12 protein-coding genes and 1 other annotated feature are annotated in these 14,152 nt (G+C 45.7%); of the genes, 8 read left to right on the forward strand and 4 right to left on the reverse strand.

Features of this window, described 5'->3' with window-relative positions:
• Positions 1-13 precede the first annotated feature (13 nt).
• The gene (locus QOZ98_RS04490) at positions 14-1,447 is read right to left on the reverse strand and encodes a M20 family metallopeptidase (protein WP_308786307.1); all 1,434 of its coding nucleotides are present in this window, start codon (positions 1,445-1,447) and stop codon (positions 14-16) included.
• 237 nt (positions 1,448-1,684) lie between these two features.
• Positions 1,685-1,912, forward strand: a binding site (T-box leader).
• A 91-nt stretch (positions 1,913-2,003) separates the two neighbouring features.
• On the opposite strand from QOZ98_RS04490, the gene QOZ98_RS04495 reads away from it, so the two are divergent.
• Both QOZ98_RS04495 and serA read left to right on the forward strand, forming a co-directional pair.
• A complete protein-coding gene (locus QOZ98_RS04495) occupies positions 2,004-3,167 on the forward strand; it encodes a pyridoxal-phosphate-dependent aminotransferase family protein (RefSeq protein WP_308786308.1) in 1,164 nt (387 codons plus the stop codon).
• Entirely contained in the window at positions 3,164-4,750 is a 1,587-nt protein-coding gene (gene serA / locus QOZ98_RS04500) for a phosphoglycerate dehydrogenase (protein ID WP_308786309.1), read from the forward strand. The genes QOZ98_RS04495 and serA overlap by 4 nt, the downstream gene beginning before the upstream one ends.
• A gap of 240 nt (positions 4,751-4,990) precedes the next feature.
• Here the strand turns inward: serA and QOZ98_RS04505 are convergent, their stop codons facing one another.
• Together QOZ98_RS04505 and QOZ98_RS04510 are read right to left on the reverse strand one after the other, a co-directional pair.
• Positions 4,991-5,614 carry a hypothetical protein gene (locus tag QOZ98_RS04505; protein ID WP_308786310.1) on the reverse strand — a complete coding sequence of 208 codons (624 nt, stop codon included), beginning with the start codon at positions 5,612-5,614 and terminating at the stop codon, positions 4,991-4,993.
• A gap of 359 nt (positions 5,615-5,973) precedes the next feature.
• Positions 5,974-6,759 (reverse strand): HAD family hydrolase, encoded by a 786-nt coding sequence (locus tag QOZ98_RS04510; RefSeq protein ID WP_308786311.1) that lies wholly within the window; start codon positions 6,757-6,759, stop codon positions 5,974-5,976.
• Positions 6,760-6,897: 138 nt separating this feature from the next.
• On the opposite strand from QOZ98_RS04510, the gene QOZ98_RS04515 reads away from it, so the two are divergent.
• Both QOZ98_RS04515 and QOZ98_RS04520 read left to right on the forward strand, forming a co-directional pair.
• Complete coding sequence (locus QOZ98_RS04515; protein ID WP_308786312.1) at positions 6,898-8,001, forward strand: nitric oxide synthase oxygenase; 1,104 nt, start codon at positions 6,898-6,900, stop codon at positions 7,999-8,001.
• Between the two features lie 14 nt (positions 8,002-8,015).
• Positions 8,016-8,231: a hypothetical protein gene (locus QOZ98_RS04520; protein ID WP_142826925.1), complete on the forward strand. Its 216-nt coding sequence runs from the start codon at positions 8,016-8,018 to the stop codon at positions 8,229-8,231.
• Between the two features lie 271 nt (positions 8,232-8,502).
• On the opposite strand, the gene QOZ98_RS04525 is transcribed toward QOZ98_RS04520, so the two are convergent.
• Entirely contained in the window at positions 8,503-9,246 is a 744-nt protein-coding gene (locus QOZ98_RS04525) for an SDR family NAD(P)-dependent oxidoreductase (protein ID WP_308786313.1), read from the reverse strand.
• 197 nt (positions 9,247-9,443) lie between these two features.
• Here QOZ98_RS04525 and QOZ98_RS04530 point away from each other — a divergent pair, with 197 nt between their 5' ends.
• The 4 genes from QOZ98_RS04530 to QOZ98_RS04545 all read left to right on the forward strand — a co-directional run bounded on the left by QOZ98_RS04530 (position 9,444) and on the right by QOZ98_RS04545 (position 14,151).
• Positions 9,444-10,163: a YebC/PmpR family DNA-binding transcriptional regulator gene (locus QOZ98_RS04530; protein WP_142826927.1), complete on the forward strand. Its 720-nt coding sequence runs from the start codon at positions 9,444-9,446 to the stop codon at positions 10,161-10,163.
• A 192-nt stretch (positions 10,164-10,355) separates the two neighbouring features.
• Positions 10,356-11,936, forward strand: a complete 1,581-nt coding sequence (locus QOZ98_RS04535; protein WP_308786314.1) for a class I adenylate-forming enzyme family protein — start codon at positions 10,356-10,358, stop codon at positions 11,934-11,936.
• On the forward strand, positions 11,929-13,155 hold the full coding sequence (locus QOZ98_RS04540) for an acyl-CoA dehydrogenase family protein (RefSeq protein WP_308786315.1): 1,227 nt from the start codon (positions 11,929-11,931) through the stop codon (positions 13,153-13,155). Before QOZ98_RS04535 ends, QOZ98_RS04540 begins: the two co-directional genes overlap by 8 nt.
• Positions 13,156-13,170: 15 nt before the next feature.
• On the forward strand, positions 13,171-14,151 hold the full coding sequence (locus QOZ98_RS04545) for an NADPH:quinone oxidoreductase family protein (protein ID WP_308786316.1): 981 nt from the start codon (positions 13,171-13,173) through the stop codon (positions 14,149-14,151).
• Position 14,152 lies beyond the last annotated feature (1 nt).

A 14,152-nucleotide genomic window follows, 5' to 3' on the forward strand; every position in this document is an offset into this window, starting at 1 on the left:
TCTTTTTCATATGCTATTTTACAGCGGAAGGCTGGACGCCTTCGGGAATCGGACAGGTATAGGCTTCCTTTGCCCGTCTCGCTTCATGTTCAGCTTTGATCGCCTGAAGGTCTTCAGGATGATGATACAGATGGATAGCCGTGTTCGCCATGGCTTCGGAAGACAAGAGCATGCCGCTGTGGGCAAATGAACCAATGCCTTGCGTCACCATTTGCCACGTGTGAAGGGGCGTGCCGATGGCTGAAGTGGCAGTAGTCAATTGGGCTGTCGGAACAATCCAACTGACATCCGAAACATCTGTGGAACCTGCCATGACTTCGTTGGAAGGAACATAATCGGAAATGATATCCGAAAGATATTTGCCCCCGAATTCGCTGCCATCCCCGCTGTATCCGAAGGTTTTCATGCCGGCGAGGAAATTATTCTTCTCACCTTCGGACAAGGTTTGCCAAATCCCTGCGGCGAATTCCTTTTCTTCTTCAGTCGGCTGGACAGCTCCGGCTTCGAGCAGTTTTTCGTTCAGAATGGTTTCCAATGTCCGGTTCGGCTCATAGTTGGAACAGGCTTTATCAAAGACGATGGTCATCTCGGTCTCGGTCATCAATGCAGCTCCTTGCGCAATTTTACAGACGCGTTTGTAGATTTCATCAACCTGTGCAACTTTAGGCGCGCGGATCAAATACAAAACTTCCGCTTCCGATTGCACGACGTTGGGTGAAAATCCGCCGCTGTTGGTGATGGCGTAATGCATCCGCGCCTCCTGCACGACATGTTCACGCAGGTAATTGACGCCTACATTCATCAATTCCACTGCGTCTAATGCGCTGCGTCCCAAGTGCGGTGAGTTCGCCGCGTGTGAAGCCACTCCCTTGAAGCGGAAATAGACCTGATAATTGGCAAGACTCGACAGGCTCATGATGGAATTGGAATAAGAAGGATGCCAGGTCAAAGCGATGTCCAAGCCATCAAAGACGCCTTCGCGCACCATGAAAGTTTTGCCAGAGCCGCCTTCCTCACCTGGGCAGCCGTAAAATTTTACGGTTCCACTGATGTTGTTGTCACTGAGATAAGCTTTTACGGCATATGCCGCTGCCAGAGAACCGGTCCCGAGCAAATTGTGTCCACAGCCGTGGCCAATGCCTCCTGGTTCGATCGGTTCCTGCTTGGTTAGATTGGCTTTTTGGCTGAGTCCTGATAAGGCATCGAATTCCCCGAGAAATCCAATGACTGGCTTGCCTGTCCCGAAAGATGCGACAAATGCGGTTTCAATACCGCCAACTCCCCGTTCGACTGAAAATCCTTCCTTTTCCAATTCATCTGCCAAAAATGCAGCCGACTCAAATTCTTCGTAGCGTGTTTCCGGGTGCTCCCAAACATATTGACTGATGGATTCAAAGCGTTTCCTGTTGCTTGTTAAGTAGTTGCTGACTGCAGAGTCAGTTGCCATATCAGTTCCTCCTTTGGAATAAATTCATAATCATTATAACAAAATTATGTTACCTTCCGGAAACGAATCCGAATTGATCCACTTTCTTGAATTGTGAAAATATTTTTAAGTTTCCTTAGAGCCATGCGCCTTCTGCGTTTATGATAATGGAAACGTTTACAAAGAAGTCTAAATATTTTTTATATATTGACAATGAATTTCGGGCTGTATATGATGGAGTCAATTCAAATATACAGATTAACTATGTTGATGGAGATACGCTTTTTGCAAGGAAATCTCAAGAGAGCTGATGGTTGGTGAGAATCAGTGGTTTCGGCATTTCGCAGCACTCCTGAATAGATGGATTGAATACCCCAGTAGGTCCATCCGCTTCATGTCCGTTACGCATGTGAACCAATGAGGCTGTCAGTTTGTTGACAGTGAATTAGGGTGGTACCGCGAAATAAAAGACTCTTCGCCCCTTGCATCTTTATGTAAGGGCGAAGAGTCTTTTTTGTCGTCTTTACACAAACACTGCCCGCCAAAGCGGGAAATCGAGAGGGGAATGAGCTTCATTATGCTGACAGACCAACAAATTTTACGAATCCCAGGACCAACGCCAATTCCGCCAAGTGTTCAGCGTGCAATGGCACAACCGATAATCGGGCACCGCGGACAAAGTACATCCGAAATGATCAGTGACATCAGACCAAGATTAAAACGCGTTTTTGGAACCAAACAGGAAGTGATCATTCTAACAGGCAGCGGGACCGCAGGACTGGAAACAGCCGTGGTTAATACGGTTGCTCCTGGCGAAGAAGTTCTGGTTCTAGTAACAGGCGCATTCGGAGACCGTTTTGCGAAAATTTGTAAAGCATATGGAATTCAGACCCATGTATTCGAAGTAGAGTGGGGTCAAGCGGTAGACCCGGAAGCAGTAAAAAACTTTCTTCTGGAACATCCTGAAATCAAGGTGGTCTTCTCAACGTTCTGTGAAACTTCCACCGGCGTCTTGAACCCGATCAAAGAACTGGCTGCTGCTGTTAAAGAAGTATCGGATGCCCTGGTCATCGTTGATGGCGTATCCTGCGTAGCAGGTACGGAAACCGAGATGGATAAATGGGGAATCGATGTAGTCGTCACGGGCTCACAAAAGGCCTTTATGCTTCCAGCGGGCCTTTCGTTCATTGCAGCAAGTGACCGGGCTTGGAAGAAAATCGAAGCCAATCCACAGCCGCGCTTTTATTTGGACCTCAAAAAGCACAGAGACAATATTTTAAAAGATACAACGCCTTTCACACCGGCACTGTCCATTTTATTCGGCTTGCAGCAGGTGCTCCAATTATTGGAGGAAGAAGGGCTGGAACAGGTATACGCAAGGCACCACTTGATGAAAGATATGACCCGCGCAGCATTTAAAGCACTTGGAATTCCGTTGCTTACTTCCGACAAAGACGCTTCCCCGACAGTTACCGCTGTAATGCCGGATGACTTTGATCCCGAAGAATTCCGGAAAGTGATGAAGAAAGAATTTTCTTTGGAAGTGGCAGGCGGCCAGCAGCATCTAGCGAAAAAGATTTTCCGCATCGGCCATATGGGTTATTGCTCTCCGGCAGATATGCTGCAGACATTGGCAGCGATGGAAATCGGCTTGATAAAAGTTGGGAAAAAGATCGAACTCGGCAAAGGAATTGCAGCAGCACAGCAAGTTTATTTGACAGAAGGGAAGGAAACTAAATGACTTTTCACGTCTTAATCAGTGATCCACTCAGCGAAGAAGGAATTTATCCCTTGCGTCAGGCAAACGGCGTAAATATTGTCATGGAAACCAATTTGACGCCGGAACAATTGGGCGACCGGATTGACGGATTTGATGCGTTGCTTGTCAGGAGCCAAACGCAGGTGACACGGGAATTGATTGAAAAAGCTTCAAACCTGAAAATTATCGGACGCGCAGGTGTCGGCGTCGACAACATCGATTTGGAAGCAGCAACTGAACACGGCATTATTGTAGTCAATGCACCGGACGGCAATACCAACTCAGCTGCTGAGCATACGATGGCGATGCTGATGTCAATGGCTCGCAAAATTCCTCAGGCGTTCCACGCGCTGCGCAATCAAAAATGGGACCGCAAATCCTATGTGGGCGTCGAATTGAAAAACAAGACACTCGGAGTGGTCGGTTTTGGCCGAATCGGCCAGGAAGTAGCAGCACGTGCAAAAGGGCAGCGGATGAACATCATTGCTTACGATCCTTTCCTGACGGCTGAAAAAGCGGAAAAGCTTGGAGTGGATTTCGGGTCGGTGGAAGATGTGCTGAAAGTGGCGGATTTCGTAACTGTCCATACACCGTTGCTGAAAGAAACCAAGCATTTAATCAATAAAGAAGCATTCGCCATCATGAAAGACGGCGTACAAATTGTCAACTGTGCACGCGGCGGCATCATCGATGAAAACGCATTGTTTGATGCCGTGAAATCAGGGAAAGTGGCTGGGGCTGCGCTTGATGTTTTTGAACAGGAGCCGATGGTTGATTTTCGTTTATTGGATCTTCCGGAAATTATTGCCACACCTCATTTGGGTGCCAGCACTTTTGAAGCCCAGGAAAGTGTGGCCGTAGATGTCAGCATGGACGTCGTCAGCTACTTCACGACAGGGACTGTCCGGAATTCCGTGAACTTGCCATCTGTACCGAAAGAAATCATGAAGAAAATCGAACCTTACTTTGATTTGTCCGAGCGTTTGGGTGCTTTTTTAACCGATTTAACCGGAGCAGCTGCAGAAGAAGTTACAGTTCGCTATGCTGGCGATTTGGCCAATATGGAAGTTGGGCCATTAACGCGCAATATGCTGAAGGGCATGCTCAAACGCCATCTTGGCAAGCATGTCAATGATGTCAACGCGATGTATATTGCCAATCAAAAAGGCATTGTCGTCAGCGAACAAAAGACTACGGAATCGAAAGGGTTTACGAGCCTGATCACCGTGGAAGTGAAAACTGCAAAAGGAACCAGAAAAGCAGCCGGAACTTTGTTAAACGGACAAGGCGCCCGCATCGTCAAAGTGGATGATTACTTGGTGGATGTCGTTCCAGAAGGGCATTTGCTGTATGTTCGCCATAATGACCGTCCAGGTGTTATCGGCCGTGTCGGAACTTTGCTTGGCCAAGAAAATGTCAACATTGCCACGATGCAGGTAGGGCGTTCAATTATTGGTGGAGACGCCATTATGATGCTGTCAATCGATAAACCTGCAGAAACAAGCAGCTTGGAGCAATTAGCGAAACTGGAAGAAATTGAAGGGGTCACTCCTATCAATTTATAGGAGTAACAGATTTTCATGGTGCATACAGTGTTCTGGGAACGAGTATGGATAATTAAAACGGATAAAAAGACTGGGGTTCATTTTGAATTCCCAGTCTTTTTGTGTTGCAGTATTAAAATTTTAAAGGATTTTATTCTTTTAAAGCAAAAGTGAGCCAATTTTCTCTTTCTGACACTTTATATACTACTCCGGTGATAGACTTAACGATTACCGAAAAAGAAGTCGCTCTAGCTAGACCGCTTATTCAGAGAACATCAGATTTCCTTGGTCTTCGTATTTAGAGAGATGTATATTGGCATCTTCTATATAGTTGTAAGAGACTTGCACCAACTGACGGAAGTGCTCCCAATTGGCCTCGTTGTCTGAATGTGGAGCGTCTTCGGATGCTGCAGCTGCGGCCAATCTTGTGCTGATGGCTTCCAACATGTTCTCCCGATATCCATTTAGTGCTTGTACTTCTTCCGGAGTTCCTAAAAACTCCAAACTCTCCAACGCCAATTGAATTTCGCTGTATTCGGAAATAAACTCGTCTGCTTCTATCACCATACCGTCCACTTTATTCAGGTGAGGATCCGGATTGTGGTTTCCAAAATGCTCTTCCCAACTGGAGTAAATCTCATGATGAATGCGTTTGAGTTCAGGTATCGTAAATGTTTCAAAATGTTCCTTGTCGGTTTGCTGTTCCAAGTCTTCTCCTGTTCCTGTTGCGACTGCAGGTTGAGTGTTGAGTGGGTTTTCTCCGATTTCAGGTACAGAATGGGGCGAAAGTCCAAAAAATTCCTGACAGGACGTGATGATCATGACTGAAGTCAAAAGTGGAATACTGAGCTTCACTAGGTGTCTTCCGTTCAAATGAACATCCATAACGATTCCCTTCTTTCTATTTTTTTACGCAAGTATATATGTATGTTAGTTCCATTATATGGTGGGAGGAGCATATACAACAACTGGAAATATCGTTATTTTATTAATTCAATCAAATTATTGTCTTTTAGGTTCAGATGTAAAAATTATTGCGGACTATCCGACACCATGAAGCATCGATTATAAAAAACTCCAAGATGTTAATGGGCTCTGTTTGCAAGCCGGGATAGTAAAATGGCAATAAAAAGACTGGGAATTCGGCTTTGAATTCCCAGTCTTTTTATTGCAGTGTTCTAGAGTATAACATCCTCTAGGAACGAAGCGTGATGTATCTTCCGTATTTAACGGGAGTTTGCTTCCTAAATCTGTTCCAGCAGCTGCAGCAACTCTTCCAAGTGCTGGACTTCATATGTTGGAATAATGGATTCGTGCGGAGCTTTTTGTTCACGGTTAAGCCAGACAGAACGGATTCCGGCTTTTTCCGCACCGATAATGTCTGTCATCAGGTTGTCTCCAACCATCAAAACTTCTTCTGCAGACAAACCAAATTTTGATAAGGCATGATAGAAAATGTCCGGATCTGGTTTGCCTTTTCCAAATGCGCCAGACACTACGATGTGATCAAAAAAAGGAGCGATTTCCGGTGTGATTTCAAGCTTGGTCTGCTGCAGGCTCGGCGACCCATTGGTCAATAACAGCAATTGATAATGGCCTTTCAAGTCTTCCAGCACCTTTAAGCTTTCCTCATACAGGATAGGGTTTCTTTTTCGTGCTTCGGGGAAATATTCAGCAAGCTGGCCGCCGAGTTCGGAGTTATCGATGCCGATTTTTTTCAAGCCGCGAGTCCAGGCATCCCGCCGATAAGCGGGTACGATGGTTTTCATCTGCTGAAAATCTGTTCCCTCATCGTCAAATGTTCCCCACAGCCCTTCAAAAGGGTTGATGCCGATCATTTTTGTGAAATCGTATGTATTGTATCCCATATAGAGCTCAGTTGCCGCAGCCCGCACCGCTTCTTCCAGACCGGAACAGTCTTGGCCCGTTAGTTCTTCAGCCAAACGGCACGTTTCCTGAAATGCTTTTTCAACACTCTTCTTGTCCCATAACAAAGTATCATCTAAATCGAAAAAAATCGCTTTGACCATCGGTAGGAGCTCCTCCTGACAATATTTTTACTTTGCTCTAGTGTACTGGAAAAGCCTCCAAAAACATAGGGTGTTCAGAGTTCTGTCACTGAAAAGAGCAAGGGCTGAGTGATATGATATGTGCAAGGAGTGAAAACAATGATGATAAGCAATTCAACAATGCTTTTATTGGAAGAAGCCACTGACTATATAGGAATTTGCTACGAGGAACTGGGAAAGAGCGATTACCAGAAGGAGGTTAGGCTGCTGGAAATCAAAAAGGAAATCGAGCACACAGGAACCTACACGCATAGCTTCGAGGAATTGGAGCATGGAGCGCGCATGGCCTGGCGCAATAACAACCGCTGCATCGGCAGATTATTTTGGAATTCGCTGACCGTCTTTGATGAGCGCCATCAAACGACGGCAGAGGGAATCTTTGATGCGTTGGTCCAGCATATCGACTTTGCTGGGAATAACGGAAAAATCCGTCCTGCCATTACGGTTTTTCGCGCCGCACAGGAAAATGGGGAATCCATGCGTTTATGGAACCACCAGCTGATCCGCTATGCCGGATATGAAACTGCAAGAGGCATTGTTGGCGATTCCAGTTCATTAGAGTTTACAAAGCGCTGTCAAGAACTGGGCTGGGAGGGAGCGGGAACAGCTTTTGATATTTTGCCATTGGTCATTCAACTGCGTGGTGAAGAGCCTTTTCTGAAGGAGATTCCACGTCAGTCGATTATGGAGGTCGAAATCGGACACCCTGAAATTCCCGAGTTTTCACAGTTGGGCATCAAATGGTACGGGATTCCGATCATTTCAGACATGATGCTGGAAATTGGGGGCATCGAATACAAAATGGCGCCTTTTAACGGCTGGTATATGGGCACTGAAATTGGTGCCAGAAACCTCGCAGACGAGGATCGATACAACTTCTTGCCCGCCGTTGCAGAAATCATGGAATTAAATATGCAGTCGAACCGTTCCCTGTGGAAAGACAAAGCTTTAGTCGAATTGAATATCGCTGTGCTGGAATCTTTTCAGGAAGCAGGTGTGACCATCGTCGATCACCACACAGCAGCCAAGCAGTTCAAGAATTTTGAGAAAAAAGAAGAAGTGGAAGGGCGCGATGTCACCGGAAACTGGGCATGGCTGATTCCACCCATGTCACCGGCCACAACCCATATTTTCCATAAGCCTTATAAGAACGATCTGGTTAAACCAAATTATTTCCATCAAAAAGCTCCCTATCAATTTTAAGGAGAGGATATCTTATGAAAGAATTCAAAGTAACCTATTTTTTTGATGAAGAACATTATATCCGCCGTTTTGTCCACCTGGAGTCACAGACTGAAGCGGAACAGCTGATACAAAGTGAGCGGGATCAATACATTTCGTTTCATGACAACCGCGGAATTTATCATGAGCTGAATACAAGGAGCGTTCGCGTCATTCAAATTTCGGAATATCATCGAACGGATAAAGTGTGAAAAATATCAGCGCTGCCTGTTCTAACGTCCAAGCATTTTTTTGTGAGAATTTTGGGTGAACGACTGCAAATTGAATTAAACGACTGCAAATTCAGCTGAGCGACTGCAAATCCGCACGAATGCCCATAAATTTATTTGAACGACCACAAATTCCCACGAACGCCCATAAATTCGCAGTGCCTGCATCTGAAGACAGAAAAGAGCCTTTTGCCCACTGGCAAAAGGCTCTTTCTAAGAAATGAATGCTTGAAAAATAGCAGCGCTGCTATTTTTATTTAAAGCTTAAGAATCCGTCATCTACTGCAACGGTAGAGCCATTGATGGCTGCAGCCCCTTCAGAAAATAGGAACTTGACTACATTAGCCACTTGTTCAGGCTGGATCAGCTTGTTGTGCATATGGAGAGCGGATAGGGCTTTCTTCATTTCCGGATCATCTCCAAGGATAGGTGTATCGATAAATCCTGGAGCGACGCCGACTACGCGAATGCCATGTTCCGCCAGCTCCAACGCACCTGATTTTGACATCATCACGACTGCGGCTTTCGCGGCGTTATAGTTAAAGCTGCCTTTGGCTGCCATTGAGCCATAGATCGAAGCAGTGTTAACAATCGTGCCGGTTGTACCGAGTTCGACCATTTTCTTCGCGCCGTAATAGATGCCGTAATAAACGCTGTGCTGATCGACATCGATGACTTTATGGTAGGAGGCGGGATCCATCTCAAGCAAAGGCTTGACGAGTCCGATGCCCGCGTTATTGAAAATACCGTTCAAGGTGCCAAATTTTTCAACTGCGAAATCAACCATCGCTTCCACTTGTTCCGCTTTCGACACATCCACTTTAAATGAAGCAGCTTTGCCGCCTTCGGATTCGATATGGGTTACGGTTTCATTTGCACCGTCTTCATTGAAATCAGCTACTACAATTGCGTAGCCTTCTTTTGCTAATTGGTAGGAAGCGTGACGCCCAATCCCGCTGGCACCGCCTGTGATGATCAAGACTTTGTTTTCTGTCATTATGAGTTCCTCCTATAAAAGTTGTTACTTTCTTTACAACACAACTCTACTCCTAATTTGTCTTGAATTCAAAGTATAGGGTTGGATAGAAACTGCGGTTTTTGACTGTAAAATGCGTTACATCCGGAAGATTTGTACTATAATAGTACATAGTGAACTTCATAGAAAATGAGAATTTATAGAGAGAAGGAAATTTAATGGGACGCAAATGGAACAATATCAAAGAAAAGAAAGCATCCAAAGATGCCAATACAAGCCGGATTTACGCAAAATTTGGACGTGAAATATATGTAGCTGCCAAACAGGGCGAACCCGATCCAGAATCGAACCAAGCATTGAAAGTGGTTTTGGAGCGTGCAAAGACCTATAGCATTCCACGAGCGATTATCGACCGTGCAGTGGAAAAAGCTAAAGGCGGATCGGAAGAAAGCTATGATGAATTGCGCTACGAAGGATTCGGGCCAAATGGCTCTATGGTGATTGTGGATACGTTGACAAATAACGTTAACCGTACGGCATCAGATGTGCGTGCCGCGTTCGGCAAGAATGGCGGAAATATGGGCGTCAGCGGATCTGTCGCTTACATGTTTGACCATACGGCAGTGTTCGGAATCGAAGGCAAAACAGCTGACGAAGTACTGGAGCTGATGATGGAAGCGGATATTGATGTCCGTGACGTTATGGAAGAAGAAGACGGCGTCATCGTCTACGCTGAACCCGATCAATACCATTTGGTGCAGGAAGCATTCAAAAATGCAGGAATCACTGAATTTACGGTAGCAGAGTTGACCATGCTTGCTCAAAATGAACTGCCGCTGCCGGAAGATGCGCAGGCACAGTTCGAAAAAATGATTGATGCTATCGAGGATTTGGAAGATGTTCAGCAGGTCTACCACAACGTAGATTTAGGGGAGTAATAGCATGAGAGGGCTTTGATTAAATCAGAGCTCTCTTTTTTTTATGCGAAAAATATTCTGATAATTAAAAATTTGACTTGTAATTCAAAAAAAAACCGATTATACTAACTTTGAAGCAATAGTATAAAAATTTTGACAATATATTTTTTAAAATTAAATGTAAGGGCTTTCATTTTAAGGAGGGGGCGTTCTATGAAACTTCAAGAGATCAGCTTGTTTGGACGAGAAGGCGTCAAGGTATTCAAAGAGCGGCCACAGACTGTTGGAGAAATCATCAGTGCCAGCAGCAAAATATATGGTGAAAAACTTGCAGTTGTAACAGAAGAACAATCGGTAAGCTACCGGCAACTGGAAGAGCTGGCGACCGCTATTGCAGCCAATCTTCAAAAGCTGGGCATCACAAAAGGCGACCGCATAGCATCTGTAGTCGGCAATTGTGCTGAATTTCCTTTATTGGTCATTGCATGCGCTAAAATTGGAGCGATCATGGTCCCAATCAATGTCAAACTGGCTGTAGAAGAACTTCAATATATTATTGAACATTCCAAACCGAGCGTTATTATCAGCGAACAGGAATTTCTGGATAAAGTGGAAAAAGCCAATCAGAATGCTTCAGCCGTAGCAGAAGGAAATATTCTTGTCATCGGCGGAGAAAACTCATATGAACAGCTGTTGGCGAAAGACACTCCTTTTCATCAAACCAAAGTCACAGAAGAAGATGGAATTTTCATCCTCTACACGTCCGGCACTACTGGACGGCCGAAAGGTGCAGTATTGACTCATATTAATGTCATCCACAGCTTAATGAATTATAAATTGTTTTTTGAAACCGACGATCAATTCACTACCTTGATTGCGGTGCCAATGTTCCATGTCACCGGATTGGTCGGGCAGCTATTGCATATGTTTTATGTCGGCGGCACGGTCTATAGCATGAAACGCTACCAAAATGAAGAGTATATCAAACGGATACTCGATCATAAGATTAACTTCCTTTTCAATGTACCTACCATTTTCATCATGATGTCCACCAGTGAAGAGTTCCAAAAACACTCGTTTGACTTTGTGAAGAAAGTGGCTTTTGGGGGTTCGCCAATCTACCAGCAGACATTCACAATGTTGAAAAGAGCATTTCCGAATGCACATCTGCACAATGCCTATGGCGCTACGGAAACAACCTCGCCCGCAACCTTGATGCCGATGGACTATCCGGAATCCAAAGTGACTTCGGTTGGGCTTCCAATGACAGTAGCGGACATTAAAATAATGGATCCAGAAGGCCGAGAGTGTACGCTTGGAGAATCTGGAGAACTTTATATTAAAGGGCCTATGGTCATCAAGGAATACTGGGACAATCCGATGGCCAATCAAAACAGTTTTACAGATGGTTATTGGCATTCCGGAGATCTTGGCATACAAGACGATGCCGGCTTTATTTATATTCGGGACCGCAAAAAAGATATGATCAATCGTGCAGGTGAAAAGATATTCTCGATTGAAGTCGAGGACGTCTTAAAAGCCCATCCTGATGTGGTGGAAGCTGCAGTCATCGGTGAGCCCGACCCGGTTTTTGGAGAAAAAGTAAAAGCATTCGTGGTGGGTCCGAATTTGGATGCCGATGATTTTACCGATTTAAGAGAACATTGCAGAAAATCATTGGCAAAATTCAAAGTTCCCGAAGAATTCGAGCTAATCGATAGCCTTCCGAGAAACGCATCCGGAAAAATCTTGAAAAATACATTGAAAAACATTGGAGGAAAAGCAAATGCTTAAAGAATTATCACCGAATGCCGAAGAGTTAAGAGTGAAATTACTGAAATTCATGGACGACTATGTCTATCCAAATGAAAAAACAGTCGAAAAATACTTAGAAGAAGCAGAAGACCGCTGGACGATTCCGCCGATTATCGAAGAGCTGAAAGAAAAAGCGAAAGAGCAGGGCTTGTGGAATTTATTTTTGGACCACCCGGAATACGGAGCAGGCTTATCAAACTATGACTATTCCCATCTATGCGAAATCATGGGCCGTTCCTTGATTGCGCCGGAACTGTTCAACTGCAATGCACCGGACACCGGCAATATGGAGGTGTTCATCAAATACGGAACTGAAGAGCAGAAAAAGCAATGGCTGGAGCCTTTATTGCGCGGGGAAATCCGGTCATGCTTCTCGATGACGGAGCCCGCAGTTGCTTCTTCCGACGCTACTAATATCCAAAGCAGCATCGTCCGTGATGGCGACGAATATATCATCAATGCGAAAAAATGGTGGACCACGGCTGCAAAGGATCCACGCTGCAAGATTGCGATCGTCATGGGGAAAACAGATCCGAATGCAGCGAAGCATCAGCAGCAGTCGATGATTTTGGTGCCTTTTGATGCACCGGGAGTGGAAATTATCCGTCCGCTGACAGTATTCGGCTATGACGATGCGCCTCAAGGGCATGCCGAAGTCCACTACACCAATGTCCGTGTACCGGCTTCCAATATGCTGCTGGGCGAAGGGCGCGGGTTTGAAATTGCGCAGGGCCGTTTAGGGCCAGGGCGCATCCACCATTGCATGCGTGCCATTGGAGCTGCTGAGCGGGCACTTGAGCTTCTGTGCGAACGCGCTGATAGCAGAGAAGCGTTCGGCTCCACACTGGCTGAAAAGGATGTTATTAGAGAAATCATCGCTGAAAGCCGGATTGAAATTGAGCAGGCGCGTCTGTTGACTTTGCACGCTGCTCATAAAATTGATATGGAAGGCGCTAAAGCAGCACGCAAAGAAATCGCGATGATCAAGATTGCTGCACCACGAGTTTCACTGAACGTTATTGATCGTGCTATGCAGGTTTTTGGCGGAGCCGGCTTAACGGAAGATTTTCCACTCGCGGCACATTACGCCAATGCCCGCACACTACGCTTGGTTGACGGTCCGGACCAGGTCCACTTGCGCGACATTGGCCGTTTGGAACTGCGGGAACAATTGAAGGAAAGTTCAAACGTAAAATAAAGGAGGGATGTTGTGATGAAGGCTTGGACAGTGGTCCGAATAGGAGATCCGCAGGAAGCGCTCGAACTTGCAGAACTTCCAATTCCAGAACCCAAAGCTGGTGAAGTACTCGTGAAAATGGAGGCTGCGGCCTTGAACTTTTTCGATATCCTTCAATGCCAAGGAAAGTATCAGGAAAAACCTGATCTGCCATTTACACCAGGAGCGGAAATTTCAGGTGTAGTCGAAAAGGTTGGAGAAGGAGTGAGCATAAGTCCAGGGCAACGTGTTTTGGCAACGCCTCAGCTGCCAAGCGGCGGTCTTGCGGAATGGGCAGTCGTCAAGGAAGAAGGGGTGTTCCCGATTCCAGAATCGCTTTCCTACAGCGAAGCGGCAGCCTTATTCATCACTTACCAGACAGCGTATTTCGCCCTGCACCGGACAGCCCGGCTTCAAAAAGGTGAAACCCTATTGGTGCATGCAGGTTCAGGCGGTGTCGGCTCTGCAGCCATCCAGCTCGGAAAAGCGGCAGGAGCTACTGTCATTGCGACAGCCGGAAGCGATGAAAAAACGGCAATATGCAAAGAGCTTGGCGCTGATCAGGTCATCAACTACCGAACGGAAGATTTCGTCTCTATCGTGAAAGAAGCAACAGGGGGAAAAGGAGCCAATGTCATTTTTGATCCGGTCGGCGGCGACACTTTCGATCGCTCGAGAAAGTGCATTGCTTTTGAAGGACGTTTACTGGTCATCGGATTTGCAGGCGGTCGGATTGCAGATGCGCCGACCAATCATGCATTAATAAAAAACTATTCGGTTGTGGGCGTCCATTTTGGCCTGTTCCGGAATTTATATCCAGAAGAAGTCATGAAAGCTCATTATGAATTGATGGCTCTTTACGAAAATGGAGCTATCCGTCCGATGATATATGAAGAGTATTCATTTGATAAAGTTCCGGATGCACTGGATTTATTGGGTGACCGGAAAACTTATGGAAAACTTGTTGTAAAACCTTAGC

The organism is Planomicrobium stackebrandtii (assembly GCF_030814955.1).
Classification (GTDB): domain Bacteria; phylum Bacillota; class Bacilli; order Bacillales_A; family Planococcaceae; genus Planococcus; species Planococcus stackebrandtii.

What these genes read in the sequence shown, in the direction of transcription:
- QOZ98_RS04520 (WP_142826925.1), top strand. Translation starts at nt 8,016, where the DNA reads ATGAAAGAATTCAAAGTAACCTATTTTTTTGATGAAGAACATTATATC.
- serA (WP_308786309.1), top strand. Translation starts at nt 3,164, where the DNA reads ATGACTTTTCACGTCTTAATCAGTGATCCACTCAGCGAAGAAGGAATT.
- QOZ98_RS04510 (WP_308786311.1), bottom strand. Translation starts at nt 6,759, where the DNA reads ATGGTCAAAGCGATTTTTTTCGATTTAGATGATACTTTGTTATGGGAC.
- QOZ98_RS04505 (WP_308786310.1), bottom strand. Translation starts at nt 5,614, where the DNA reads ATGGATGTTCATTTGAACGGAAGACACCTAGTGAAGCTCAGTATTCCA.
- QOZ98_RS04495 (WP_308786308.1), top strand. Translation starts at nt 2,004, where the DNA reads ATGCTGACAGACCAACAAATTTTACGAATCCCAGGACCAACGCCAATT.
- QOZ98_RS04490 (WP_308786307.1), bottom strand. Translation starts at nt 1,447, where the DNA reads ATGGCAACTGACTCTGCAGTCAGCAACTACTTAACAAGCAACAGGAAA.
- QOZ98_RS04535 (WP_308786314.1), top strand. Translation starts at nt 10,356, where the DNA reads ATGAAACTTCAAGAGATCAGCTTGTTTGGACGAGAAGGCGTCAAGGTA.
- QOZ98_RS04525 (WP_308786313.1), bottom strand. Translation starts at nt 9,246, where the DNA reads ATGACAGAAAACAAAGTCTTGATCATCACAGGCGGTGCCAGCGGGATT.
- QOZ98_RS04545 (WP_308786316.1), top strand. Translation starts at nt 13,171, where the DNA reads ATGAAGGCTTGGACAGTGGTCCGAATAGGAGATCCGCAGGAAGCGCTC.
- QOZ98_RS04540 (WP_308786315.1), top strand. Translation starts at nt 11,929, where the DNA reads ATGCTTAAAGAATTATCACCGAATGCCGAAGAGTTAAGAGTGAAATTA.
- QOZ98_RS04530 (WP_142826927.1), top strand. Translation starts at nt 9,444, where the DNA reads ATGGGACGCAAATGGAACAATATCAAAGAAAAGAAAGCATCCAAAGAT.
- QOZ98_RS04515 (WP_308786312.1), top strand. Translation starts at nt 6,898, where the DNA reads ATGATGATAAGCAATTCAACAATGCTTTTATTGGAAGAAGCCACTGAC.